This is a genomic window from Streptomyces sp. NPDC004667 (genome assembly GCF_040609475.1).
Lineage (GTDB): Bacteria > Actinomycetota > Actinomycetes > Streptomycetales > Streptomycetaceae > Streptomyces.
In genome coordinates this window covers 71,057-96,657 of the sequence record NZ_JBEXKC010000028.1, presented here as the reverse complement: position 1 = coordinate 96,657, position 25,601 = coordinate 71,057, and the positions used below count along the sequence as shown (strand labels likewise).

Genomic DNA, 25,601 nt, shown 5'->3' with positions numbered 1-25,601 from the left:
GTCGGCGGCGGGTGGTCGGCGGCGGGTGGTCGGCTGGGCGGCCGGCCTCCCGGCTCCGGCGACGGCGGGCGGGTGTCTCAGTCGACGATGACGATGACGATGACGGTCATCTTGCCCGGCGCCTCACCCGCTTCCGTAATCCGGTGGGCTTCGACGATGTCGTCGACACGGAAGACCCGGGCCGGCCTTGCCGGCAGCTCCCCTGACTCGGCCTTGGCGTACGGGCTCGGAGCCGCCGAGGAAGCCGAGTTGGCAGACCCGGCCGCGGGGGCGGACGGTGGCCGGGGAGTCGCGCAGGACGTTGTTGCCGACGAGATCGAACACCGCGTCAACGGCTTCGTGGCTGCCCCTGCGGACCTGGGCGGCCAGGTGGCCGTCGTCGATGAGGACCTCCTCGGCGCCGAGCCCCTTCAGCAGCGGCGCGTGCGCGGGGGCGCGGGTGGTCGCGAGTACGCGCGCGCCGTGGGCGACGGCGAGGTTGACGGCGGCCCGGCCGAGGGACGACGTCGCTCCGCGCACCAGGACCCGCTCGCCCGGGTGCGGGTCGAGGTTGCCGAACAGCCCGTTCCACGCCCTCGCGTAGACCTCGGGAATCGCCGCGGGCTCGGCCCATCCCGGTGACGGGTTCACCACGGCCACGGTGGTGGCCGGTACCGTGACCAGCTCGGGGTAGCTGCCGTTCCGGGTGCGGCCCATGCCACCGAGGAGGGCCACGACTCGGGTTCCGGGGGCGAGGCGGCCCGCGGGGTCGGCCTCGGCAGATCCCGCGCGCTCGATCCCCTGGACGGCCGCGGCGTCGCCCGAGGTGCCCGCGCGCATATGTGCCTCGGCGTGGTTGATGCCGGCGGATATGACGAGGGAATAAGAGCCACCGCATGCGGTGGCTCCGGGTGGGCTGGTCAGGCGATGGCGCGCAGTACCGCCCCGTCGGGGTTCGCCTTCCCCACGACCATGAGCCCCTGGCACGTCGCGACAGCAGCCTGGCGCTGCCGCCCGGGTCCACCGCGGCGCGCACCTCGTCGGCGTCGCGAGCGTTGCGAAGGGCCGTGGCCATGGCCATGCACTGCTCCAGGCGGGCCAGGAGCCCGCGCACGACGGCGGCGGCCTCTCCCCCCCCTGCCGCACGGCTTCGCCGGCGTAAGGCAGGAACGGTCTGCGGCGAGGCCGGGCACCAGGTGTCGATCAAGCGGGGGAAGGATGATGCCGGGCTCCGGCATCGCGCGGAGGATGTCGAGGTCGGCCAGACGGACAGTCAGCGGGCGCCCGAACCGCAGACGGGACGTCTTGCCGCCGAGGTCACCAAACCGGCATCGGCCGACATCCGTTGGAACTCGGGGGCCTTCCCGACGTCGCCCCGCTGTACGGCGACCATCCGCAAGTCCACTTCATCGGCGCGGCCCTGGCCTCCCGTGCCCTCCAGCAAGACCTTGCCGAACTGTCCCTGATCCCAGGCCCCCGATCCCAGGCCCAGGCCCAGGCCCAGGCGAACGTCGCCGATCCGCAGCGGGCACAGCAGGCACAGCAGGCACAGCAGGCACAGCAGGCACCGTGCCGAGATCCGCGGACCACGTTCCCGGCACTCGCCTCCCCGGGCACCCGCCCGCCAACGCCGGAGCGGCCGTACCGGATGCCCCTCCCCCACCCCCGGTCGCCACCCCCGTCACCTGGACATACGCTGGCTGTAGGGGAGGCGGCCATGGGCCGCCCTTTCGAGAACACCGTGTTGCCGATGGATGGCTCGATCACCATCGCGCTTGCCGGCCGTGTCGCCCCCTCCCATGACGGATGACGGTCGTGAACCGCGCCGGCACTCTCCGCTGTTTCCGTGCGACCAGGGAGTCGCAATGACAAGACTTTCTCGTACACGCCGTCGCGCCATCGCCATTGCGGCAACGCTGATGGCCGGAGGAATGATGCTGGGGGCGGGCTCTACGGCCTCCGCCGCCGTCTCGGCCGGCCTTCCTTCCGAGGTCAGCCCCGCAGACCAGGCGGCCCTCCTGAGCGACACCAATGCAATACGGCAGACGGAAGGCGCGCCGGCCATCGCCTGGGACGCGGCTCTCGCCTCGGGTGCGCAGGGATGGGCCGACAACCCCGCTTCCCACGCCGGTGGGCTCGCGCACGACAACGGCTTCAACAACGGAGCCGAGAACATGTCGAGCGCCGGACCCTCCCAGGCCGTGTCCCAGTGGGCCGGGGAGAAGGCCGCCTACGACGCGGCCGGCCCGAACTGGAACACCAAGGACCCCAGCTACAGGAACTGGGGCCACTACTGGAACATGGTCCAGAAGAACTACACGAAGATGGGATGCGGTGCCGCAGCCGGCGTGACCGTCTGCCGCTACGCCTGACCCTTCCACGGGATGTACATGCCGCGAGGGTGCCGCCACTCGGATCTCGCGGAGCACCGTGTCCGTGTCCACGAGACCGGTACCGGCCCGTGCACGACCATCGGGGAGACCTGTCGGGCGGCCGTTCGACTCCGGGTGCGATTCTGACCGGATGATGGATGAGACAGCCGCCGCTCTGGCGACCGTACGCTGGCCGCTCGCCGGGCCCTCGGAAACCGAATGGTCGGAGACCGACTGGTTGCGGGACCTGACTTCCGATGACGGACTGACCGGGTTCATGCCGCCGGCCCTGCCCGATGCGGCCTGGATGCTCCACTCCATGCACGAGCACGAGCTCGGGCCGACCGGCATGTCGTTCGTCGAGTACCGGCGGGCCGTGCTGATGGGGGGCGGGTCCGAGATCATCCCGGGGCTCGACCCCTCGGATGTGTTCACCGACCCCGCGGACGTGTTCGCACCCCCGGCCGGCGAGGACCCCGGCCCGCGTTGGCGTCGGCTGCGGTGGGCGGAGCTCGCTCAGCGGACCGGTGATCCGGTGGTGCCCGAGGGAACACTGCCGTGTGGCACCTCCTTCCCCTCGCTCGAACGCGCCTGGCCGGTCGGCATCCTGGCACCGTCCGAGGGCCGCATGGACCGCGCCGACTGGAACCGCCTGGTCGACGTCCTCACCGAGCACACCCCGCAGGGCGCCGGCACTCCCTGCCTGGCCTACTACAGCCCGTTGCTCCTCGCGGCCGAGGACTTCGACAACCTGCACGTCCGCACCGGCGTACTCGGGGACGCCAAGCTGCTCTACGACCACCCCGAGGAGGACTTCTGGAGCCCGTCCAACCTCTGGGCGCGAGACCGGTCCTGGGTCCTCTGCACGGACTACGACCTGTGGGCCACCAAGGTCGCGGGCCCGGCTCCACTCGTCGAGGCCCTCCTCGACGACACGGAGATCGAGGCCCTGCGGCTTCCCTGGGCCACCTGACCCTCCCGGAGCCGGCCCGTTGGCGAGCGGATCCCTGGCCGACCCCACTGCCACTGCCACTGCCGCTGTCACTCGCTCCGCGTACGGTCGGCGCATGGTTGATCAGAGCCCCCCGCTGCCCCCGCTCCACGACTTCGCGACCTGGGAGCCCGTGCTGCGGTTCATGCTGACCGGCGACACACAGAGGCGGGCCGACCTGCCCGCCCGTGTGGCGGGACGGATCAGCCGGTACGGCTGGAGCCTCGCCCACCGGGGATCCATGCCGGCGACAGCACGGACCGCGGTGGAGGTCATACAGAAGGCACTCGGGCCCGGCGGGGTCCAGGACGGGGTCCAGGGCGGGATCCAGGACGGGGTCCAGGAGAGGGAGATCGCCTTCAGGGCAGAGGTCCGGCCGGACGGGAGCACCACGCTCGGCCTGGTCTGGCCCAGCCCGGCCGTGGAGCCTGCCGTCGGGTACCCGGACCTGGGCGTACTCGTCCTTGTCGAGGGCGCCGTTCCCGAGCCTTGGCGTCGGCTACCCGTCCCGGCACCCGGGGCGCCGGCCCCTTCGGCAGACCTGGAACTGCTGGAGCGGACGCTCCGCGAGCGCCTGCCCGACGCCATCGGCGCGACGGAGGCGGAGATCGCAGCCACCGAAGCACGCCTGGGAGTCGCGCTGTCCGACGAGTTCAAGGTGCTCTACCGGGTGATGCGGGCGCGGTGGGAGGACTGGGACCCCGAGTACCAGGACCAGGCCAACACGGCGGTCGGCTGCGAACTGTCCGCCCTGGAACACCTGTACAGCGTGGACGCGGAGATCCGGCACCCTGGCTGGGACCTCGGGGCGACGCAGGCGCTCGGCACCCCGGCCGATGCCGCGGTACAGGTCCTGGCCGGCTCACCGGGCTGGATCGGCTTCGGAAGCAACGGCGGCGATGAGTACGCGGTCGACCTGACACCCGGCCCGGGCGGACACACCGGGCAGGTCATCCTCGTCGACCACGAGCAGAGCATCGGCGCCGAACTCGTCGCCGACTCCCTCACCGACTTCGTCATGGGCCGCACGAGGGAGGAAGGCCGCGGCCGCCGCGCGGGTCGGTCACCGCTCGCGGCCAGGGTCGGGGCAGGAGGCCTGGCGACCGTCGAGGCCGCCGCCCACCCCGCCCTGGAAGTCCTGACCATCGGCATGCCGGACGGCCCGCCGTTCAGTCTCGGCCCCCTCACCGAACCGCCCCGGCTGCGTACCCTCTCCGCCTTCCCCGGCGCGCTGGCCGACCCCTTGGAGATCACCGGGCTCACCGGCCTCGAGTTCCTGGAACTCGGCGCGCGGGAGTGGCGCGTGCTCCTCGACGCCGGAGCCGTCCCGCGCAGCCTGAAGGCCGCGGCCGTCGCGGTGCGGGATCAGGACCATCTCCCCGTCGTGGCCATCGCCAACGAAATCCTTGCCCTCTGGGACCGGCCCCGGATCGTCCAGACGATCATCGAGGGAGACCTCGGCCCCGCTACCTGACCGGCGGGCCGCAGCCACGGCAGCGGGCCGTGGCAGCGCTGATGGCCGGCGCTCAGCCTCGGTGAGCGGCTGTCGCCGTCTCGATGAAGGATCGGATCAACGGGTTGACGTCGCCCTTGTTCCACACCGCCACCACCCGGCTCGGCGCCATGTCGATCAGCGGCACCACCGCCAGCTGCTCCGCGTGCAGGTGGTCTCCGAGCGGGGCCAGCCCGACGGTGCCGTTCCACAGCACGGCTTGCACGCATTCCTGGACGGTGCGCACCACCGGCCCCTCGCGCGAGATGCCGCCGTTCCAGTACGACTGCCAGAGGGGGTCGGTGCCCTGCGGGAACTGGAACCAGCGGCGGTCGTTCAGGTCGGCCAGCCGTAGTCGGTCGTGCCGGGCCAGCGGATCGTCGGCGCGCAGGACCACCCCGACCGGATCCGCCCGCAGCTCACGCACCGTCAGGGCGGACTCGTCGAACGGCGCCCGGGTCAGGGCGACATCGACCAGCCCGTTGCGCAGCCCACACGTCGGGTCGGTCAGGTCGGTGTCGCGGACGCGGATGTCGATGCCGGGGTGGCGTCGGCGGTACGCGGCCGCCAGCCTGAGTGCCGCCGGGTCGGTGCCGTCGCCCAGGATGCCGACGGTGATGGCCGCGACCCCGGCCGCAGCGCTCACACGTAGGCGGACGCGGTCGGCATGGTCGAGCAGTGCCCGCGCCTCGTCGAGCAGCACCGTACCGGCCGGGGTGAGCCTGACGCCGGCGGCCGACCGGGCGAACAGCAGCGCACCGAAGTCGGCCTCCAACTGCTTGATCGCCCGGCTCAACGGCGGCTGGCTCATGTGCAGTCGGGTGGCGGCCCGGCCGAAGTGGAGTTCCTCGGCGACGGCCACGAAGTAGCGCAAGGTCCGTAGCTCCACGCTGCAACGATACCCAGGGGATATCGGCGTTGCGGAATGGGTCTTGGACAGCCGCGGGGCCTTGGCCGTGCACTGGTGGGCATGACCGAAGAAGCAGAGAACAGCCGTCCGCAGGCCTCCCCCGCCGTATCGGTGGTCGGTCCCGGCGACGGCGAGACCATCCTCCTGGGCCCCACGCGCATGCGCGTCCTCGAGGACGGCAGCCACACCGGGCACCGCCTCGCGATCGCCGAGTCCGTCCTCGCCCCGCACACCCAGGGACCACCGCAGCACCGTCATGCCGGACACGACGAGGGCTTCTACATCCTCTCCGGCACCGTGCGGTTCACCGTCGGGGACGAGGACCACGACGCTTCCGCGGGGACCCTGGTGATCGTGCCGCCCGGCACCCCGCACACCTTCGCCAACCCGACCGACCTTCCCGCCGTCATGCTCAGCACCTTCACCCCCGATCTGTACGTGCAGTACTTCCGGGACCTCCAGGACGTGCTCGCCACCGGTCGGCCGATGACGCCACAGGCCGGCATCGACGCGATGAGCCGCTACGCGACGGTGCCCGCCACCGACTCCCCCTGAAGCCCGCGGGAACCCGAGCCGCACTCCTGCCGACCGGCGGGCCGGGGGCCTGGGGCCGGGGCCCTCCGGTCACGGGCCGGGCCTTCGCCCGGGGCTGCCCGGGGCCTTTCCGGCAATCGACGAAATCATCGCAATCGACGGGCTCCCGGGAACCGGTGGCCCAGAAACGGAAATCATGAAGACCGCCTACTGGATCGTCGCGGGACTGCTCGCCCTCTTCTACCTCTACGCGGGCGCGATGAAGGTGGTCCGCAGCCGTGACCGGCTCCGACCGATGATGGCCTGGGTCGACCGCATGCCCCTGGCCGCCGTCAGGGCTCTGGGGGCGGTCGAAATACTCGGCGCCCTCGGGCTGGTCCTGCCGCCACTGACCGGCATCGCTCCCTGGTCGGCGTCGGCTGCGGCCATCGGGTTCGTACTCCTGCAGACGGGTGCGGTCGCCGTCCACCTGACCGGCGAAGACCGCTCGATCACGCTCAACATCGGGCTCATCGCCACGGCGGGCGTCACCATCTGGCTGGCCACCGGGCTGTGAGCGGTCACTGCCTCGACCGTCAACCGGTGGATGCACCGGCGCCTGATCCGCGACTACGGGCATTGCCCGACCTCCGCCGCCTCCCGCGTCTACTGGGCCATGACCCAGGTCATGGCTCGCCGCCTCACCGACGCGAACACAGCCACCTGGCGCGACCCGGAGCCGGTGACCGCGTGAACATTCAGCCCCTGCTCGATGCGCTCGACATCCAGAAGACCGCCGCCCGGGCCCTGGCCGGCGACCTCCGCGCGCAGATCGAGAACTGCAGGGCCGACCGCGGCAGGCGGAGACCCATCTCGAACACCTCGCGATCACCCGCAACACCGTCACGGCGCTCGCGGACCGCCTCCCGGTAGGGACGGACCTCCCCGCCGGAGGCGCCCGAGCAACCGGACTACCCCGCATCCTCGCCGCCTTCAACGAGGTCACCGGCCCACTCCGGGCCCGTGATGTCTGCGAAGCCTCGCCCACGAACCGGAGCGCCACCGGCAGCTACCAGCCGCACTCCACCGGCCCGATCGGCTGCAGTCCGACCTGCCGGGCCAGCCATTCGGCACGCTCCACGTCACCCGACCGGAAGTGAATGAAGACCGTGTGGTCCGTGGCGGGTACGTCACGGCCCACGTCCCGGCTGTTGATGGCGATCTGGACACAGGCGTCCTTGTTCCGGATCTCCAGGTCGAGTTCCGGAACGGCCGGCCAGCTGAAGAAGTCCCAGTCGATCGAAGCTCTCCCGGAACCGATCACAGCGAAGAATGCTTCCTCGATCGACCCGACCGGCTGGCTCTCAAGGTGGAGCGTTACCGGGAGCAGCGCCGTCACCTGCGGGTCCCCTGCCGCGATCATGCACCGGACCTCGTCGTTGGACTCGGGCCGGTACGGGTCGTCAGGGCTGACCGTGGCCTTCGGGAAGGCGGCAGCCATGCGCTGTGCCTCTGCCAGAGTCAGGGCCTGCGCCTCCGCGTTGACCTGGAACCTGTCCATGGGGATGGCAAGGCTCAGCAGGCGCTGGACTGCCTGGTGGGCGCGCAGTAGATCGGGAGTTCGCAAAACCGGCAGGGCATTCGAAGTGCTCATGCCGGAGCAGTCTGGCAGATACTGGGGGAGGTGCTGTTCGCATTCCGACCAGGCGGCGGAGCCGCTCGGTGGACGGCTCCGCGCCGGGTGTGCCCGCGGCGGCGGCGTGGGCAGCGGGGCGTCAGGTGGGCTGGACGGTGATCGTGCAGAGGCGCTTGGTGGCCCGGGTCAGGGCCACGTACAAGTCCCTTTCCCCACCGGGGCGGGCCGTGATGATTTCCTCGGGGTTCAGGACGACGACCCCGTCGAATTCCAGGCCGCGTGCTTCGGACGCCGGCACGATCCGTGCGTGGTGAGCGATGCCCTGGGCCGTCAGCTCTCTCACCCTGGTGTCCGCGCATATCACTCCCAGGAGCTCGCCCGGGTGCGCGGCGCTCTGGGCGCGGAGTTCCTGAACGACGGCGGTGACCAAGCCGTCCGCGGGCGCGGTCACGGTGCGCGGGCTCTCGCCGCTTCGCAGGGACCGGGTGGGCTTCTGGTCCGGAGCGATCCGCGTGAGCAGGTCCCGGACGCTCTCCAGGATCTCCTGCGTGGTGCGGTAGCTGACGGTCAGGTCGTGCAGTTTGAACCGCGGTCCGACGTGGGGGCTCAGCGCTTCCTTCCAGTCGCCCGCTGTCGCGACCGGGCCCGCCTGGGCGAAGTCACCCACGAGCGTCATCGCCCGTGCCGGGCAGCGGCGGACGATCATCCGCCACTGCATGGCGGTCAGTTCCTGCGCCTCGTCGACGACGACGTGCCCGTACGTCCGCTCAGGGGGGCCGTCGACCAGGCTCGCCGCCTCGTCCAGCAACGGCACGTCGGCATCGGTCCACGGTTCGTCCGGACCGCGCAGCAGGAGGGACCGCTCCTGCGCGGTCAGGCGGGGCAGGTGCTCGGCGAGGGCGTCGGCGTTCGTCAGGAGCGCCTTCACGAGGTCACCGGGCACCAGCTGCGGCCACAGCACCTGGACCGCTCGGTCGAAGCCGGCGTCGTCGAGGAGATCGGCTCGGATGGCGTCCAGATCCAGCTCGTGGACCGGACCCGGGTCGGCCGCGCCTTCGACACGGCGCTGGGCGGCTCCGGTGAACCGGTCGAGGTCCAGGCCCGTCATCCTTTCGGTATCGGCGTCGATCTGCTCCAGGAGGTCGCCCATGTCTCGTTGCATCGCGTCGGTGACGGCGTCGGCCAACAGCTCCCTGAACACCTGGCGCGCGGGATTGTGCCCCGGTACGGCTGCCACGGCGGCGTCGCGTGCCGCGGCGACTTCCTCGTCGGACAGGTGGACCGGTTCCTGTCCGACCCTCACGGTGAAGTCACCGGCGGGGGCTTGGTGTACGCGCAGCAGGCCGGCCAAGGCGTCGGCGAGGTCGGAGTTGCCCTTGAGACGCGCCACGTCGAAGGGGCCCACCGCGTCCGGGGACACTCCGGCCAGTTCCCGGCAGGTCGCCAGAACGACGTCGTTCTCTCCGAGCGAGGGGAGGACCTGGGAGATGTAGTCGAGGAACCGGGCGTTCGGGCCCACCACCAGGACGCCCTGCTCCGCGGCGCGCGGGAACGCGTACAGGACGTAGGCCGCCCGGTGCAGGGCGACCACCGTCTTGCCGGTGCCGGGCCCGCCCTGCACCACGGTCACCCCGCGGTGGGCGGAGCGGACGACCTCGTCCTGCTCGGCCTGCAGCGTCGCGACGGCCGCGTGCATCCTGCCCGTACGCCGTGCCGACAAGGCCTCGGTCAACGGGCCGTCCCCGACGACGTCCTCGTCGGTCGGGGCGGTCCCGTCCAGCAGTTCGTCGCTCACCGAGACGACCGTGCGCTCCTCCAGGCGCAGGTGCCGACGCCGCCGCAGGTCCATCGGGTGGACCGGTGTCGCCTCGTAGAAGGGCCGCGCCGCGTTCGCGCGCCAGTCCACGAGCAGAGGCAGGTCGTCCTCTTCCGTGTGCAGTCCGATCCGCCCGATGCGCAGGACCGTGCCGTCCGTCCAGTCGATGCGCCCGAAGACCAGCCCCTTTTCGGCGCCCTCCAGTCGGCCGATCTCCTTGGTCAGACGCTCGGCCGCGATTTCCCTCTCGTATGCCTCACCGGCGCTGTCCGCCGGTGCCTTCAGCACGCTCGCCCGGTGTACTCGTGCCTCGGCAAGCCGCTCGGTGAGCAGCTCATACACGGAGGACACATAATCCCGCTCCGTTTCAACCGCACGCTCAGCGGGGTCATTCATTTTCGACAACAGGGGGGCTCCTTCGGTTCGAGAGCCACACCATACGGTCAAAGATCCTCAAAGGTAAGTCTTGACTTACTTGTTGAATCCATGTCCCTGTGACCGAATCCAAGGGCGGCTGACCGTATTGCATTTCGCGCCGCATTTCGTGACGCATTTCGCGGCTCATATCGCGACGCATTTCGTCGTTCCACATATTTACAATTACGCTCCCGACGCCTGCCCGCCTTATGGGCGAGCCCGCCCGAGCGCCGCCACGGCGCCCGGCGGCAGCCCCGTCCAGCCGGGGACGCATTCCCTCCACTTCGGGTGATGCCGCCCGAACGACCCGGAATCGGACACTCTGCACACGGTTCGGGCCATGGCTCGTTCCGACGCGGGCACGTGGCCACAAGTCGCTTACGTTCGTGGGTAGTTGCCGCCGCACCGGGCGCACCAGGCACCCGCGACTCGCGGCACAAGGAGCTGTCCCATGCGCTTGACCTCCTCGCTGGCCACAGCAGGGATCGCGCTCGGCCTCGTCGGCGCCCTGGCCGGCGGAGCCACTGCATACGCGCCCGCCCCGTCCGCCGACGCCAAGGCCGCCACCTCCCCGGCAGGGGCCACCGCCAGGCCGACCACCGGCAAGGTCGTGCACTTCGGGTACGACGGCGCGGGCAACACCTACCAGTCGCCGACCCTGGACCTGTCGGACCCCAAGGCCAAGGACCCCGCGAACTACCTCCCGAAGAAGCTCGTCGACTCCGCCCGTGCCGCCGAAGCCGCCAAGACCAGCGGGACGGCAGCGGCCCAGCCCAACGCCGCCGCCGCGCTGCTCTGCACGCTGTACGTCGGTGGCCTGCGCGACTGGAACCTGGGCGACCTCCAGGGCACCACCAACCAGGACTGTTCCGGATCGTTCCGCGTCCAGCACACCAACGGCCAGTTCGCCTGGAACAACGGCGGATGGTCCCGGATCACCGGTTCGATCGTCGGCCCCCAGACCACCGGCCAGCACAACGACACCGTCTTCATGGTGTGGTGCAACCACCCCGCCGGGTACGGTCGGAAGTCCTACCGCCTCGAAGCCCGCGGCTACGCCACGGCCTCGGACGGAACGCCCGTCAACGGCTACCTGCAGTACGGAGGTTCCAGCACGTGGACATGCCTGTAGAACTCCCGCGCAACACGTTCGGCTACGACCCTGCGACGGGGCCGGTCAACGCGACCGTGACCGCCCCCGACGACACGGACGACACGGGCGACACGGACGTCCCCGTGGTCCTGGCCCGGGCGGCGGCCAGGGCCGCGGATCCCGACCGCGACCCCGACGTCCCCCGCAGGCCGTAGGCCGTAGGAGCTCCGACCGCTGGGCCCCCGCGCGGACCTGCGTACGGGGCCCGGCGGGCGGGCGGCATCGGTCTGCGGAAGCCGGGCGTGGGCCGTGGGCCCGGGCCGCCCGTCGGGGGGGGCGGCCCGGTCGGTGCTACGCCGTTCTGGCGCCGGTGGCGGCTATTTTGCCCGCCCGGCTGCCCTGCGAGCGCGGGGTCTTCTCCCCCACCCGGCGCGGTTCGATGGTGCGGGGGTCGACCGCTTCGCCCGGGGCGCCCGCCTGGTAGAGGCCGTCGGGCTGGGCGTCGCGGTCGTGCGGGAGGAGGAAGAAGACGCGGCGGAGCTGGAGGCCGCTGTCGGGGTCGGCTTCGGCGTGTTCGTCGAGTTCGGTGTAGCCGACCATGCGGCCGTCGCGGGCGTAGCGGGGCTTGCCCCGGCGGCGGGCGGTCTTGTCCAGGGCCTGGCGCACGTAGTCGAGTTGTTCGGGGTTCTCCAGCCACACCACGGTGTTCTCGTGGAGGAGGTCGCTCTCGTTCAGCAGCGAGCTCATGGCTGCGGCCCCTTTTCGTTGTCGGCGGCCGGGTGCGGGCCTGGGTGGGTCTGGCGGGCGGGGTCCCGGAGAGCGGGACCGACTCCATCGTAGAGAGATGGACGACGGGTGTGTAGGCGGCCTGGTCTAGACATATGAGGATTCCGGGTCGTCTTCGGCCAGGAGTGCCAGTCCCGGGTAGTACTTCTTGCCGCTGGACTTCATCATGTCGGCCGGTGAGGCGAGGGAGAGTTCCTGGCGCACGCGGGTGGCGAAGGCGCGGGCGGTGGCCGGCCGGATGCCCTCGCCCGCGTTGCACCATGCGCTGTAGGCGCCGTAGAGCAGGCCCTGCTCGACCCTGAGGTCGCCGCCGCTCCGGGCCGGCTCCGTGGTGCAGCACTCGGCGAGGAAGCGGCCGATGTGGTCCTCCGTCGTCGCGTACGCCTGCGTGGCCACGCGGACGGAGGACGGTCCGGCGAGCGGGTCCCGGGTGCGCAGGTAGTGCTGGGCGCCTTCGACGAGCCAGTGCAGGATGCCGGGGCCCTCGCTGTCGACGAGTTCCTTCGCGAGGTTGTCGATCTTGCGGCCGGCGGGTACGACCCGTTCGAACGGGATGAGCCGGATCCGGCGCCAGAAGGCGTGCCCGCCCGAGGCCACCTCGGGGCGGTGATTGCCCAGCAGCCACAGCTTGTGGGTGGGGGTGAAGGAGAAGAAGTCCTGCCGCATGCGGCGCGCCATGATGCGGTCGCCACCCGTCAGGAGCTTGACCCGGGACTCGTCGAACTTGTCGTTGGGCTTGAGCTCGCTGCACACCACGATGCGCCGGCCGTGGAGTTCGGTCAGCTCGGTGGAGTGCTCGGAGAACTTGCCCTTCTCCATCAGGAAGCCGGGCGGGGCCGCCTGCGCGTAGTCGCCGAGGATCTGGGTCATGACGTCCAGGAGGACGGACTTGCCGTTGGCGCCCGTGCCGTAGAGGAAGGGCAGGACCTGCGCGCCGACGTCCCCGGTGACCGAGTAGCCGAGCAGCAGGTGGAGGAACTGGATGGTCTCCGCGCCCTTGGCGTCGTCGCCGAAGGTGTCGGTCAGGAAGCGGTGCCAGCGCGGGGTCTCGGTGGCCTCGGGGGCGACGCTGGTGGCCCGTGAGTGCATGTCGCGTTCGGGGTCGGGCTTGCGGATCCGGCCGGTGTGCAGGTCCACGACGCCGGCCGGGGTGCACAGGACGTAGGGATCGCCGTCCAGGACGTCCGGGTCCAGGGCGAGGGCGGGCGAGGCCTTCGCCTGGGTGAGCATCGCCTTGATGCCCGGGGTCGACATCGAGCGGCGCCGGTGCAGGAGCAGTTCGCGGTCGCTGAACAGCCCGGTGGGGTCGGAGGGCGGCATCTGCTCGGCCATGTCCCCCGCCGCCCACACAGCGGCCTTCTCTCCTCCGGTGCGCTTCCAGCGGTACTGGCTCCAGTGGTACCAGCCCAGGCCCTCGACGTGACGGAACTGGTCGCCGTACATCACCGCGAACAGCTTCGCGTTCCCGCGGTCGCTGAGCAGACCCGGCAGCTGCCCCGACTGGCGGGCCTGCTCGTGCACCGTGAGGGTGCCCTGCTGTGCGGGCAGGTTTCGTGCGGGCAGGTTCGGTGCGGGCAGGTGGCCTTCGAGGTCGAGCATCTGCTGGGCGGCGGCAGTGGCGTCGAAACGCGGACCGTCGGCGCTGCTCATGGGCGTCCTTTGAGGTGGAGCGGCCGGTGGAGACCGGCGGACAGGGCAGAGTTGATGATGGCGAGGCTACGGTGGCTCTGGTGCGGTCTGGCTTCGTCGGCGGCCGCGGTCACGAGCTCCCGGGCCTCCACGTCGGTGAGGTGGCCCGCGGCTACGAGGCCTCCGGCGGTGTAGGCGGCACGGTTGAGCTTCTCGGTGAAGCTCGCTCCCTGCGGGACGGCGGCGCATCCGTGGACCTCGGCCAGCAAGGGCTCCAGGAGGCGGTGGGCGCCCGTGCTGTCGGGCCTCGGGGCCGGTCGTCGCGGCGCCGGTCGCGTCGCCGTCGTGGGGGCGGAGCGGGCGGGTCCGTCGTCGACGACGTGTCCGGTCCGGGTCAGTTCGGCGGCCAGCCAGTCGGGGAGCGGTGCCGGAAGCCGGGCCGGCCCGACGGGTTCGTACGTACCGGCCGGGGTTCGGGTGGCGGGGGCCACGATGTAGCCGCCGACGGCCCGTACGTCGACCTGCCAGGCGAGGGCCACCTTGGGGCTGGAGCCCGTGGAGGAGCGGTAGCGGGCCCCGGGCCCGTCGACCCGGTACCAGATGTGGAGGCCGCCGGAGGGGGTCCTGACCCGCAGGGTCGACTCGTCCTGCACGGGGTTGGGCCTACCGCGGTAGGCGGCCAGCAGTGCCAGCGTGTCGAAGCCGGAGGCCAGGCCGTCCAGGTTGACGCCCTGGTGGATGGCGATGCCGGGCAGGAGCCGGTCGCGTTCGGGTACTTCGACACTGTGCGCGTCGACGTCGAGGACCACCAGCCCCGCGGGCCCGCAGGAGACGCCGACGCCGAAGGAGGGCTGCTCCGCCCACCAGGCGCCGAGGCGGGCGCTGTCGGTGGTGGCCGCGTGGAAGCCGTGGCACCACTTGCCTGCTTCCGTGCAGGGGCAGGCCTGCGGGGGGTGGGTGTGTTCCCGGCAGGGCGTGCAGTTGGCGGCCGGCGTCTTGCGGCCTGGCGCCAGGGGGTGCACGGGCCAGCCCTGTCCGGCGCACCACACGGCGACATCGAAGGGACTGATGGTCCCCGATGACGCTGCTCTGGTGGTGTCGCCCTGGCCTGGCACTCGGATCGTCCTTGTCGAGGGACCCAGCAGTTGATTCGATCCCTGAGGCAAAAGCACTGGTCAAAGGGTCAGCACAGCTCAGGGAGGGACTGAAGGGACCGAGTTTTCGAATGAGGCCCTGAGCCTACCTCAGGGGGCGGTCCTCCTCGTCGCGTTGTATCGGTTTTTCAGTCCCTTCGGTCCCTTGGACGTCAGCACCCATCAGGGTCCCCCAGCAGGACGCCGGCAACCGCGGGTTTCCCGCCCCGGGCGTGTCGCCTTCCGGGCCCGCAGGGGCGCCTGCAGGGACCAGGGACTCTCGGGAGGGACCCAGAGTTTCGGTCCCTCTTCGGTCCCTCACAGAGAAGCCCAGGTCAGAGGCCTGCGACTGCCGGGAGAGGGACTGAAGGGACTGAGAAGTCCTAGTTATCAGCGCTCCAGCGTTTTAGAGCCTTCTAAAGGCCTTCCTACGCGCGTACGCATACACACGCACGCGTAATCAGTGGAACAGGAAAGTTCGGTCCCTTCAGTCCCTCCGGTCCCTCTCCCCCGGCTGCGGGATCGCTCTGACCTGCAGGTATGTACGCAGCATGGGCGAGGGACCGAAACCCGGAGGGACTGATGGATCCCTTCCGTCCCTCTCGAGTCCCCACCCGAGCCCCTTCCGGGTCTCCACCACACACATGTATGAGGGTCTTCGGGCTGCCGCGGGCCGGTGTCCGGCCGATACAGTGGGCCGCGACTGTTACTCAGGCGCGGAAGGCTCTCCACCCAGGTGGAGAGCCTTCCGTCTTGGGTGGGGACTGAAGCCTGCTCAGTCCGTCCCCGAGTCGTCTACGCGGGGGCGCCCGGGGCTCACTGGAGCACGACCGTGGCGCCGCGCCGTTCGAGGAGTTGCAGGACCGCACAGTGCAGCCCGGGGACGTCCGTGACGAACCGGCCGTCGAGGTGGTACTCGCCGCCGGAGCGGTCCGGCCGGGGCGCGGGCCCCGCCAGACCGGGCTGGTCAGGTCGAGCCAGGCGGCCTTGCCCTGCGCGTCGTACGGCGCCCACATGTTGGGGGCTGTCGGCGGGCCCTGGTACCACTGCGCCCAGACCGGACGGACCGTCGGGGATGGCCGATCGTCGCCGCCATCGGTGAGGGTGATGTCTTCCAGCCCGTCGCCGAGCACGGACGGGCGCGCACCGGTGATGGCGCTCGGGGCCTGAACAGGCCGTCCACGGCAGAGCACCGGCCCGCACTGGCGGCAGCGGCATCGTTCCAGCGAAGAGCTCGAAGCGCGGCGCCGCGGGCAGTTCGAAGAGGCTCTCGTCGTTCCTGACACCGGCGCCGAGCACGATGTCGTACCGCATCGGATCGGCCGGATGAGGCTGATGGGCCACCACGACCGCGTCGAGGAGAGTCCACCACTGGACGGGCTGATCGTCGTCCCGGACCTCGACGCAAACGTCGCCCAGTCCCCGCAGCGAGGCGTCAGGCTCGGCCAGGACCTCGCTCAGGAGGCCGTCGGGACTGTGTCCGCGGAGGGTGGGGACCTCCCGGGGCGGTGGGACCGGGTCGACGAACAGCCCTTCGACACCCGCGCACCTCCCCCAGGGCTGATCCACGCCGTCGACACGGCCGACTCGTGTGGTGCAGTACGGCTGCGCGTGCCCTGTGCCTGATGGATATAATGAACGAACCATCCTGTTACTCAGGCGCGGAAGCCCCCCACTTCGGTGGGGGGCTTCCGTCTTTCCGGGCGTCGGCAGTCCGTTCAGGCGACCTGCAGCTTGGGCCGGCCGGTCGGGGTGGGCGGCGTCTGCTGGTACGTCGGCAGCTTCAGGTTGGGCAGGTCCCCCGACTGAATGCGCACGAGCGTCGCGCGGAACGCCGCCTCCATGTCCTCAGGGCTCTCGTACTTCGCCGCCAGCGGGTGGAGCCGGTACGAGTTGCCGTTGCGCTCTCCACTGCGCGGCCTGAGGACGATGTTCAGATCGCACAGGGGTGCCATGAGGCCGCTGACGGCCTGCGGCGTGACCCCGTACTCCGCCGCCATGTCCTTCTGCCGGACCGGGAGGGCTCCCCCGAAGTCACTGCGGGAGACGAGGTACTGGAGGAACTTGACGGCAGACCCGGACAACGGCAGGGCCCAGATGCGCTCCGCGATGATCGGAGACATGACGTTAGCCATGGGAGAGCCTTCCTCGTGAGCGGGTGCCCGCGAAGGGGCATGGCAGAACTATCACCCGGTACGCCTCCTTCCGCGAAGGCGGGCTTCGGCCTCGTAGCCGAAGTCGAGGTCGAGCTCCTCCTGATGGGCACCTCCGGGGCCCACTGCGTAGGGGAAGGCCTCGACGTCGTGCTCGTGCCGGTCGGAGATCTCGGAGAGGACCTCGTGCTGGGCCGTGCTGTTGCCGTGGAACCACAACCGCACGTTGATCTGGATACGGCCGTTGCCGGCCTTCTCCACCCAGTTGTAGCCGCAGAGGGCCTGGACGGCTCGGTTGACCGTGGACCGCGTGATCATCTTGCCGCCCTTCTGAGCGGCGATCTTGTTCAGTCCGTCCGTGATCTCCTGTTGCGTGTACGGGGTGATGCCGGTCCCCGGCACCTGCCCTCCGGCCACGAAGAGGAACACGCACAGCTGGGACTTGGTGATGCTGTTCGCGACGGCCAGCTGGGCCAGCAGCTGCGTGAACCAGTTGCTGGCCAGGCTGTATCCGGCTCCCCCGGCCATGTCGTGTACGGCTCGGGGGTCGGCCGCGTACTCGAAGTGGACTCCTTTGAGCCTACGGCGGCCTCCTGGGTCGGTGGCCTCGACCACCTTCTCCCCAAGCTGCTGGCCCAGGACCGCCAGGATGTCTCCGTACTCGGCTTCGTTGCCCGCGGCGGTGGGGACGGGCACGGGCCGGGGCCCGCGCCGACGACGGGCGGGCGGATCAGATGTCACTGGACCTCCTTGTTACTCAGGCGGTCCGAGACTATCCAAAAAATCAACGTGTGCTTGTCTTTTGACGCCCCGGCGCGCCGGATGAGGCCTCCGGGCGCGGCACCGTTCGAACGCTGCGACAAAAATCCACGCCGAGTGAAGTTTTTTCGCGCCCAAGCACCGGAAGTACACCGCTGCTTGATTTTGTGTGTCGCAATGACGGCACGTAATTGCAAAGCCCACGCATGGATTCTGCGCTGCGGGGGCTCGCGGTCCACCTCTCTGACCTGCGGTGTTTCCAGGCCTGTTGGCTCTGCATGAAAGTAAAGCAGTGCTTGATTTTTTCGCGAAATGTGCTCGCCAGGTACACATTTCGGAACCCCAAATGTGTCCTGGGGGACACATAGGGTGCGACAAACATGCAGGTCAGAGGCCTAAAATCGCGGCGCCCTCTTATTAAAGAGCGGCTGCCGAGGAGGGCCGTGAGGCTCCATCATGTTCGTGTCTGTGAGCAGCACAAAGGACTGCTCAGCAGGCCGAACGCTGTGTCAACCGTCGAGGTAGCACCATGACTTCCCCACTCCGACCTGAACCACGTCACCCTGAAGTACACGAGGGCTGTACTTTTCGTGCTTGCTCCGGACCCCTGCCCCAGCCACATCCGGTATCAACCACCCTTTGCCGTTGCCCTCATGCCCAGTGAGGGCGCCCAGCGCCCGAGGGGTGCACGGCCGACCGTCAGGGAGGTCGGGCAGGGCGTGAGGGGTGGGCTGGTCCAGGGCGCCAAGCGCCTGGCGAGGGGGTCTGGGGGGCGAGCAGCCCCCCATGCCAAGGCCGGTCCAGCGCGGCCAGGCGCTGGCGGGGTCCAGGGGCTGGCCCCTGGGATGTTCGGTCTGCAGTAGGCGATGGACAAGATCCCCTATGTGGGGTGCATCGGCTTGCTGGTCGGCTGCTGTCCATCGTTGTATGGGCTTGGCCGGTCCTGTGCCCCGCGACGACCGGGCTGGCGGATGGCGAAGTCGGGCAGGGGTCGTCAGGGAAGGCAGTGCCGTCCCGGTCGTCTGCGACCGCGACTGTCACCGTGACTGCGGGTGCGGTGCGCGGTGCCGGCCGGGGAGGTGAGCTGAGGATGGGCGGCGGGTGGGGTGTGCCCGGGTATCACGTGTCCGTGCTCCTCCGGGACTTCCGGGCAGGACGGGCAATGGTCGGTATCCCCGCCGGTGGAACGCAGCACTGACGATCCGCTTTGACAGTCCGACCGTCGGCCGTGTTCTCCACGCCGCAGCGCACCGAGTCTTCAAGATTCGGGCATTTAGTTAATTTTCTTGAATATCGGGCATTTTCGGGCTGGTAGAACATGGCCTCAGGGGCCCGAACTCAACCGACCCGGTGTGATGTGACCTTCCCTCACGCTTGAGGCCGTCAGAGGGCCGCACAGCGGTTTTTGCCTCGCAGAAACCGCTGTGATGGGCCTCCTCGGTCGCTCAGTGGGGCGGTGAGGGTGACGGACTGGCCTGCGACAGCAGTGGGCGGCAGTGTGGGTTCGTTGGCGCCGTGTGGTGGTCCGTCAGATTCATGCGAACGGCTGGTGGTCTGCGGCCGACCCCCGATCACGTTGCCCGCCTCCGAGAGGTCGGCTCGCGCGACGAACCCCACCGATCGGCTGATCAGGGAAAGGAATCGTTCGGCGGCATCCGTGCCCAGCACGGTACGGATGACGTCCTCGATCGTTGACCGGTTTCCGGAATCGGAGCTTACGGAGTCCATGACACCGGGTCTGTCATCGCGGTCCGACACAGCCTGCTCGCGCCGGAACCAGACCGTCGCTGGCTCTTGCAGCTGTCGGACCCCGTTTTCGGCGGTCTGTATCAGGGTGCAGTTGGCCCAGGTTCTCCCACTGGTTGGGTGGTCGGTGGGGCCGCTCCCCTACCCCCCGGCCCCACCACTCCCCTACCCGGCTTGCCTCCGGGCCCGTGAGCGGAGTGGTCCGGGTGTGGAGGAGGGCCGGGAGGGCGGAGTTGAGGAGGTCGGGACGGGTGTCAGGGAGCGGACGGAGCCGTGTCGGCATCGCGGCTCCCCCGAGGTAACCGCTCCTGTTTCGGGTGAACTCCGCGCATAGCCGGACAAGATTCTTCGGTGTGCCTCTTCGCCTTCCCCCAAGAAGGTTAGTAAGGTACCCGCATGACCGCTCCATACGACCCGGAAGTCAGGGAAAAGGTAGTTGCCAAGCTGCCGGCGTCCCTGCGGCAGGAACTCAAGGTCCGCGCAGCCCAGTTGGGCGTGGACATCCAGGACGCCGTCACCGAGGGGGTGCGCGCCTGGCGCGCCGACGCCTCGGCGGCCACCCCCGTGGACACCTCGGGCGCATCGTCGTTCTCCACCTACCTCCCCACCGGCCTGTACGGGGAGTTCAAGGACGACTGCCGCGCGCGTGAGGTCCCGTACAACCAAGGCCTCGCCCAGTCCATCAGGCTCTGGCTCGACACCCACCCCTCCCCCGCCGGTCGCCGCCGTCCCGCGAACGAGGGCGCCCGCCGGATCGTGGTCTGCAACCAGAAGGGCGGTGTCGGCAAGAGCGCCATCAGCAACGGCGTCTCCCAGGCCCTGGCCGAGACCGGCGCCCGGGTCTGCGTCATCGACTTCGACCCGCAGGGGCACCTGACGCGTCACCTGGGTGCCGACATGCTCTCCATCAAGGAGCCCAGCCTCGCCAAGCACATGCTGGGCGAGATCGAAGGCCGCGTTCGCGACCTTCTCGTCCCCATCGAGCACGGGGTCTTCGCCGGGCGCCTGTTCCTCCTGCCCTCCTGCAAGGACGCCTTCCTCCTCGACGCCCGCCTCGCCACCACCCGGCACGTCCGGACCAAGGAGACGGCGCTGGAGAAGGCGCTGGAGGAGCTGGAGAAGGAGTTCGACTACATCGTCGTCGACTGCCCGCCCAGCCTCGGTTACACCATGGACACCGCGCTCTACTACGCGCGCACCCGCGACGGTGAGGCCACGAAGACTTCCGGCATCATCGTCCCCGTCCAGGCCGAGGACACTTCCGCCGACGCGTACGACATGCTCACCGAGCAGCTCGAGGACCTCATCGACGACCTCGACATCGAGATCGCCCAGCTCGGTTTCGTCGTCAACCTCTACGACAGCCGCAAGGGGTACGTCGTCACCTCCTCGCTCAACAGCTGGAAGGAGTTCGGCGACCCGCCGGTCATCACGGTCATCGCCGACCTCAAGGAGCAGCGTGAAGCCGTCCGCGTGAAGCTGCCGCTGCTGCACTATGCACCCGACTGCGAGCAGTCCGAGGCCATGCGCGAGATCGCCCGGAGGATCGCGGCATGAGCAAGAGCGACCTGCTGGGTACCGGCGCCGCCTTCAGCAACGCCCGCCGGGCCGGCGGCCGCAGCGAGCGAGGCCGGGCCAAGGCCATAGCGCAGGGCGACGTACCGTCCTACGAGCTGATCCGGCTCCCCCTCGACCAGGTCTCCCCCAGCCCCCTCAACCCCCGTCGCAACTTCGGCACGGACGAGGACAAGACCCGTTTCGGCGAGGAACTGCGTCAGGCGCAGTTGTCCGCCTGTGTCGTCACCACGCGCAGCGCGTATCTCGCACTGTGGCCGGACCACGCTTCCCGGATCGGCTCGGCGACCCATGTCCTCATCAACGGTGAGCGCCGCTTCCGCAGTGCCCTGCACGTCGGGCTGGAATCCCTCGACTTCGTCGTACGCGACGACCTCGCGGCTTCCCGAACCGACTTCATCGACCACCTCCTGGCCGAGAACCTGGAGCGCGAGGACTTCGACGTCATCGAGCGCGCGCGGGGTGTGCAGCAGCTGGTGGAGTCCTGTGCCGAGGAGGGCCGGGAGCACGGAGCCAAGTCCCGTGCGGCGGAGCGGCTCGGGCGCTCGCCGTCCTGGGTCACCAACCAGCTGGTGCTGCTGGAGCTGCCCGAAGAGATCCAGATCCGGCTCAGCTCCGGTGAACTGCCCGAGCGCGATGGGCGGCTCCTGGCGCGTGCTGCGAAGGACCGGCCGGGTGTCGGCGCGGCCGAGCTCCTCGGCTTCCTGCAGCAGAACAAGCAGCAGGAAGCCGAGGTGAAGGCGGCGCAGCGGGAGATCCTGCGGAGCGCCCAGGAGCCCGTGGCGGAGCAGACCGGGGGAGTGCCGCAGCACTCGGAACCGGCTGCACAGCCGGCCCGACTTTTGTCTGCGGACAAGAGTCGGGACCCCGAGCCCCAGCCGCCCGTGCGTGAGGAGCCCCCGGCTCCGGCCGCCGAGCGGGTTGCCGAAGCGCCTCTTCCCGTACCGGTTCTTCCTTCCGCGCCCGTACCCGTGCCCGCACCGGTGCCGGTTGCCGTTCCGGAGCCGGTTCAGCCGGTTCAGCCGGTTGAGAGCGAGTACGCGGACGAGCGCGAGCCGGAGGGCGTGATCCCTTCCCAGACCCGGACCACGGATACGCCGTCGGTCTTGTGGCAGGACCCGAGGGCGATGTACGAGGCGATCTGGGCCAACATGTCGCCGAAGCACCGGGCAGAGCTGACCATGCTCCTGATCGAGAACAACCGGCGAGGCTAGCCCCCGTCGACCCCAGCCAGGGCCCCACCGCACATCGCGGTGGGGCCCGACTTTTGTCCGCGGACAAAAGTCGGGCCCCCGGGAGGAGGGCTCCGGGGGCGTGAGGCGATGCGGCGCACGGAGTGACCGCGTCGTGGTCCTGGCGGAGGCAGTGGCGGAGGAAGTGGCGGCGGCCGTCGGCCCGCTCAAGTGACATCAGGAAGGATGTGTCGAGGCAGGGGTGAACGGCCCCGATGTACCCGCCGGATGGCAGCGCCGCATGGTCTCGCGTAGAGGCGCAGGGGGCGGGGGACAGGCTGTCCTGTCTCAGCGAACTTTGACCGATCTCACTGAACCTTGACCGCTCGCCGCTGGCCAGCAGGCAGCGGTCAGGGCTGCGGACCATTGGCCGTCCCGACACTGACCTGTCCGGATAGTCGAGTCAGTCAGGGGTGGTTGGGGGCGGCGCTGAACAGGGGGTCGAGCGGATCGCCCTCGTACCCGACGACGAGGCAGGCCGCAGCGACCGGCCCCCGGGAGAGCTCTACGAGTCGGGCCAGGGCCGCCGCCTCGGACGGCAGTCCGGCCGGATCGAGACCGAGCGCCCGGGCTGCACGGTCGCGTCGCTGGTCGAGGTCGGGCACGTCCTCCCGATACTCGTCGGCAACCGTCTGGAGTTCTCTGGCCGTCCGTCCGGGAGCATCACGCCACCACGGTGCCACCAGGCACAGCCGAACCAATTCCGGCAGTCCGAGGGCAAGCGGTCCCGCCTCGCCATCGAGGCTCACGTACACAACCGGACGTTCCTCGCCGTCCTCCCCAACGAAGAAGAACGCGTCTCCCGAGCCCGCCCGCGCGAACTGCTCCAGCCGGGCCCCGGAGGCGAGCCGAATCCCGTCCTCCAGCAAGTGGTCGGCCGGGGCAGTTGCGTCGAGGTCTGCGATCCCTGCAAAGAAGGCGACGGCCTCCTCGTCAGTACCCAGGAGAGGCAGCAACGCGCGGCGGTGGGCAGGCACGCAGGCTGGAGCATTCGATCCGTTCACCCAGCAACCGTATCCGGGGCCTCCGACACCGCCGGCGGGAGACCGTCAGAGCTGGGTCGGTGCTCAGCTGTGGTGCACGCCTGATCCACGAGGCGGTGGTCAAGCTTCGATGAGACGAACGGGGCGGTCGTCAAACTTCAGTGAGACCGGTCAAGGACCGATGAGACAGGACACAGGCGCATCCCGATGACGGGTCCGGTCGAGAGCCGCCGCCGACTTTTGTCCGCGGACAAAAGTCGGGCAGCGCTGGAAGCCGATGGTGGGGGAGCGCGGCGGCTTACGAAGCGCCTGTGTTCTTCCGGTGCGGGCACGGCTTGCAGGTGAGTGTGGCCACGCCGTGTCGTCGCCTCAGGCGATTGCTGCAGCGTTCAGCGGCTGTCCGGGGCGGAGTGGAGATTGGCCGTCAGCTCATCAGGAGACTGACCGATCGCACCGTTGACCAGTCGGTGATCACGCCGCCGCTCAGCCACTTTCCGACTGACCTGCGGTCGCCGGGCAGGGTGACGGAATCCGCCCGAGAGGGCTCAAGGAGTCCGTAGACCGGGGTCTGCCCACCGGGTGGGCGAGGCCGACTTTTGTCCGCGGACAAAAGTCCGGAGTCCTGTCGCCGCGAAGTCCGACGAGTCTCAGCGAAGTCTGACCGACACGGCCGGTCAGGCCGGATGCAGCACTGCCGAGGCGATCTCACGCGCGTGGTCTCGCGGCCCTCGGCGAAAGTAGCTCCTCGCTGTCGAGCCCGGCGAGGGAGTCGACCGGCACCTGCACAGCGGCGGCTGGGCTATGCCCAGGCGTTCGGCGGCCCGGCCGAAGTGAAGCTCCTCGGCGACGGCTACGAGGCATCTCGGCTCGCGGGTCTCCAAGACGTCCAGGGCGGCGACAGCGTACCCAGCAATACCTACCGGGTATCGCAGCGAACCCGATCGGTGTTGGCCAGCGCGCTTACCTGGGCGCGAGCATGGACGACATGAGCGAAACGAAGATCGCACTGGTCACCGGTGCGAACAAGGGAATCGGCTACGCGATCGCCACCGGCCTCGGAGCCCTCGGATACCGGGTGGCCGTCGGAGCGCGGGACGCAGACCGACTCGAAACCGCCGTCGAGAAGCTGCGCGCCGCCGGGGCCGACGCGTTCGGCGTGCCGTTGGACGTGACCGGCGACCAGAGCGTCGCCGACGCCGCAGAACTGATCGAGCGTGAAGCCGGAGGGCTGGACGTGCTGGTCAACAACGCGGGCATCTCCGGAGAGATGGGTCCTGGCTGGGTGCAGGACCCCACGACTCTCGACCCCGACCTGGTCCGCAGGGTCGTGGAGACCAACGTCATCGGCGTCATCCGGGTGACGAACGCAATGCTTCCGCTGCTGCGCCGCTCGTCCTCGCCGCGCATCGTCAACATCTCCAGCACCGTCGGCTCCACGACCCGGCAGGCCGACCCGGACATCGAGCTCGGAGCGATCATGGCGGCCTACGCGCCGTCGAAGACGTTCCTCAACGCCGTGACCGTGCAGTACGCCCGGCAGTTCGCCGACACGGACATCCTGATCAACGCCGCCTGCCCCGGCCTGTGCGCGACCGACTTCACCGGCTTCTTCGGGAACCGCACCCCGGAGCAGGGGGCGGCCACGGCCATCCGGCTCGCCACGCTGCCGGACGACGGCCCGTCCGGCGCGTTCTTCGACGACGAGGGCGTCGTTCCCTGGTAAGCCCGGGACATGCTCTACGCCCCGACTTTTGTCCGCGGACAAAAGTCGGGCCTCCGGGAGGAGGGCCCGGGGGGCGATTTGGTGGCGGGGGGTGGGCGTGTGCGGATGGCGGGTCCGGGTGAGAGCTGCCCCCGACTTTTGTCCGCGGACAAAAGTCGGGCACGGCAAGACGTGCGGTCTCACGGCTTGCGGAGGCCCGTGAGGACGGCTGCTTGTGCTGAAGAGGGCCGCCCTCGTGCCGACTTCTTCGGATCCGGAGCCTCGTTCGGCCGCGCGTACGCAGCGGTCTACCGCCACAGGTCAGCGCCACCAGCCGAGGGGAGCGGGGGAGCGGGGCAGGTACCCCGGTCCTCATACCTCCGCCGGCTGCAGGACCGCAGGCCACCGGCGTTCCTTCAGCGGGGTTCTGCGGTGGCGTACCGCGGCGACGCGGAGGTCAGTCATGGCCATGTCGCCGCGGCACGGGCTGGCCGCCAGTTCTTAGGCGGCGTCAGCGCGTACGTCCTCCTCCCGGCGGCGGGCGGCGGCCGTGTCGAGGGCCTTAGGGCCTTCTGGAGCATCGCCTGGGGCCGTCGCCCAGGCCCCCGATCAGCCGCAGCCAGTCCTCGCGGTCCGCGGTTGAGGCCAGCAGGGTCGGCGGCTTCTGCCATTTCCATCCCAGCC

The 25,601-nt window shown here is 69.9% G+C and carries 22 protein-coding genes and 2 pseudogenes; 12 read left to right on the top strand and 12 right to left on the bottom strand.

Going from position 1 to position 25,601, the window contains the following annotated elements; all coding sequences use genetic code 11:
- Positions 1-123: 123 nt before the first annotated feature.
- On the bottom strand, positions 124-819 hold the full coding sequence (locus tag ABZW32_RS18210; RefSeq protein ID WP_356217052.1) for a zinc-binding dehydrogenase: 696 nt from the start codon (positions 817-819) through the stop codon (positions 124-126).
- Positions 820-1,844: 1,025 nt separating this feature from the next.
- Here ABZW32_RS18210 and ABZW32_RS18205 point away from each other — a divergent pair.
- The 3 genes from ABZW32_RS18205 to ABZW32_RS18195 all read left to right on the top strand — a co-directional run bounded on the left by ABZW32_RS18205 (position 1,845) and on the right by ABZW32_RS18195 (position 4,816).
- Positions 1,845-2,351 carry a CAP domain-containing protein gene (locus ABZW32_RS18205; protein WP_356217050.1) on the top strand — a complete coding sequence of 169 codons (507 nt, stop codon included), beginning with the start codon at positions 1,845-1,847 and terminating at the stop codon, positions 2,349-2,351.
- Between the two features lie 151 nt (positions 2,352-2,502).
- Entirely contained in the window at positions 2,503-3,324 is an 822-nt protein-coding gene (locus ABZW32_RS18200; protein WP_356217049.1) for a hypothetical protein, read from the top strand.
- Positions 3,325-3,418: 94 nt separating this feature from the next.
- Entirely contained in the window at positions 3,419-4,816 is a 1,398-nt protein-coding gene (locus ABZW32_RS18195) for an SMI1/KNR4 family protein (RefSeq protein ID WP_356217046.1), read from the top strand.
- 52 nt (positions 4,817-4,868) lie between these two features.
- Here the strand turns inward: ABZW32_RS18195 and ABZW32_RS18190 are convergent, their stop codons facing one another.
- The gene (locus tag ABZW32_RS18190; RefSeq protein ID WP_356217043.1) at positions 4,869-5,723 is read right to left on the bottom strand and encodes a LysR substrate-binding domain-containing protein; all 855 of its coding nucleotides are present in this window, start codon (positions 5,721-5,723) and stop codon (positions 4,869-4,871) included.
- Between the two features lie 81 nt (positions 5,724-5,804).
- On the opposite strand from ABZW32_RS18190, the gene ABZW32_RS18185 reads away from it, so the two are divergent.
- The 3 genes and pseudogenes from ABZW32_RS18185 to ABZW32_RS18175 all read left to right on the top strand — a co-directional run.
- Positions 5,805-6,299, top strand: coding sequence for a cupin domain-containing protein (locus tag ABZW32_RS18185; RefSeq protein ID WP_356217040.1), 495 nt, complete (start codon positions 5,805-5,807; stop codon positions 6,297-6,299).
- 175 nt (positions 6,300-6,474) lie between these two features.
- On the top strand, positions 6,475-6,834 hold the full coding sequence (locus tag ABZW32_RS18180) for a DoxX family protein (protein ID WP_356217037.1): 360 nt from the start codon (positions 6,475-6,477) through the stop codon (positions 6,832-6,834).
- 30 nt (positions 6,835-6,864) lie between these two features.
- A pseudogene (locus ABZW32_RS18175) lies at positions 6,865-7,011 on the top strand (IS5/IS1182 family transposase); the annotation flags it as partial.
- A 315-nt stretch (positions 7,012-7,326) separates the two neighbouring features.
- Here ABZW32_RS18175 and ABZW32_RS18170 read toward each other — a convergent pair.
- Together ABZW32_RS18170 and ABZW32_RS18165 are read right to left on the bottom strand one after the other, a co-directional pair.
- Positions 7,327-7,911 (bottom strand): hypothetical protein, encoded by a 585-nt coding sequence (locus ABZW32_RS18170; RefSeq protein ID WP_356217034.1) that lies wholly within the window; start codon positions 7,909-7,911, stop codon positions 7,327-7,329.
- A gap of 121 nt (positions 7,912-8,032) precedes the next feature.
- Complete coding sequence (locus ABZW32_RS18165; protein ID WP_356217031.1) at positions 8,033-10,060, bottom strand: AAA family ATPase; 2,028 nt, start codon at positions 10,058-10,060, stop codon at positions 8,033-8,035.
- Between the two features lie 517 nt (positions 10,061-10,577).
- On the opposite strand from ABZW32_RS18165, the gene ABZW32_RS18160 reads away from it, so the two are divergent.
- A complete protein-coding gene (locus tag ABZW32_RS18160) occupies positions 10,578-11,258 on the top strand; it encodes a hypothetical protein (protein ID WP_356217028.1) in 681 nt (226 codons plus the stop codon).
- Complete coding sequence (locus ABZW32_RS18155) at positions 11,243-11,434, top strand: hypothetical protein (protein WP_356217026.1); 192 nt, start codon at positions 11,243-11,245, stop codon at positions 11,432-11,434. The genes ABZW32_RS18160 and ABZW32_RS18155 overlap by 16 nt, the downstream gene beginning before the upstream one ends.
- 136 nt (positions 11,435-11,570) lie before the next feature.
- Here the strand turns inward: ABZW32_RS18155 and ABZW32_RS18150 are convergent, their stop codons facing one another.
- The 4 genes from ABZW32_RS18150 to ABZW32_RS18135 all read right to left on the bottom strand — a co-directional run bounded on the left by ABZW32_RS18150 (position 11,571) and on the right by ABZW32_RS18135 (position 15,781).
- Positions 11,571-11,966, bottom strand: coding sequence for a DUF6009 family protein (locus tag ABZW32_RS18150; RefSeq protein ID WP_266846447.1), 396 nt, complete (start codon positions 11,964-11,966; stop codon positions 11,571-11,573).
- 126 nt (positions 11,967-12,092) lie between these two features.
- Complete coding sequence (locus tag ABZW32_RS18145; protein WP_356217022.1) at positions 12,093-13,655, bottom strand: phage/plasmid primase, P4 family; 1,563 nt, start codon at positions 13,653-13,655, stop codon at positions 12,093-12,095.
- Entirely contained in the window at positions 13,652-14,749 is a 1,098-nt protein-coding gene (locus ABZW32_RS18140) for a bifunctional DNA primase/polymerase (protein WP_356217019.1), read from the bottom strand. The genes ABZW32_RS18145 and ABZW32_RS18140 overlap by 4 nt, the downstream gene beginning before the upstream one ends.
- 834 nt (positions 14,750-15,583) lie before the next feature.
- Complete coding sequence (locus tag ABZW32_RS18135; RefSeq protein WP_356217016.1) at positions 15,584-15,781, bottom strand: hypothetical protein; 198 nt, start codon at positions 15,779-15,781, stop codon at positions 15,584-15,586.
- A 312-nt stretch (positions 15,782-16,093) separates the two neighbouring features.
- On the opposite strand from ABZW32_RS18135, the gene ABZW32_RS18130 reads away from it, so the two are divergent.
- A complete protein-coding gene (locus ABZW32_RS18130; protein WP_356217014.1) occupies positions 16,094-16,393 on the top strand; it encodes a hypothetical protein in 300 nt (99 codons plus the stop codon).
- 92 nt (positions 16,394-16,485) lie between these two features.
- Here ABZW32_RS18130 and ABZW32_RS18125 read toward each other — a convergent pair whose 3' ends face one another.
- A complete protein-coding gene (locus ABZW32_RS18125) occupies positions 16,486-16,902 on the bottom strand; it encodes a hypothetical protein (protein ID WP_356217011.1) in 417 nt (138 codons plus the stop codon).
- 51 nt (positions 16,903-16,953) lie between these two features.
- A complete protein-coding gene (locus ABZW32_RS18120) occupies positions 16,954-17,661 on the bottom strand; it encodes a hypothetical protein (RefSeq protein ID WP_356217008.1) in 708 nt (235 codons plus the stop codon).
- Between the two features lie 2,160 nt (positions 17,662-19,821).
- On the opposite strand from ABZW32_RS18120, the gene ABZW32_RS18115 reads away from it, so the two are divergent.
- Together ABZW32_RS18115 and ABZW32_RS18110 are read left to right on the top strand one after the other, a co-directional pair.
- The gene (locus tag ABZW32_RS18115; RefSeq protein ID WP_356217005.1) at positions 19,822-20,982 is read left to right on the top strand and encodes a ParA family protein; all 1,161 of its coding nucleotides are present in this window, start codon (positions 19,822-19,824) and stop codon (positions 20,980-20,982) included.
- Positions 20,979-22,214: a ParB/RepB/Spo0J family partition protein gene (locus ABZW32_RS18110; RefSeq protein ID WP_356217002.1), complete on the top strand. Its 1,236-nt coding sequence runs from the start codon at positions 20,979-20,981 to the stop codon at positions 22,212-22,214. Before ABZW32_RS18115 ends, ABZW32_RS18110 begins: the two co-directional genes overlap by 4 nt.
- Positions 22,215-22,639: 425 nt before the next feature.
- Here ABZW32_RS18110 and ABZW32_RS18105 read toward each other — a convergent pair whose 3' ends face one another.
- Positions 22,640-23,236: a hypothetical protein gene (locus tag ABZW32_RS18105; protein ID WP_356217000.1), complete on the bottom strand. Its 597-nt coding sequence runs from the start codon at positions 23,234-23,236 to the stop codon at positions 22,640-22,642.
- A gap of 758 nt (positions 23,237-23,994) precedes the next feature.
- Positions 23,995-24,105, bottom strand: a pseudogene (locus ABZW32_RS18100) (LysR family transcriptional regulator); the annotation flags it as partial.
- Positions 24,106-24,200: 95 nt separating this feature from the next.
- On the opposite strand from ABZW32_RS18100, the gene ABZW32_RS18095 reads away from it, so the two are divergent.
- On the top strand, positions 24,201-24,938 hold the full coding sequence (locus ABZW32_RS18095; protein ID WP_356216998.1) for an SDR family oxidoreductase: 738 nt from the start codon (positions 24,201-24,203) through the stop codon (positions 24,936-24,938).
- Positions 24,939-25,601: the final 663 nt, after the last annotated feature.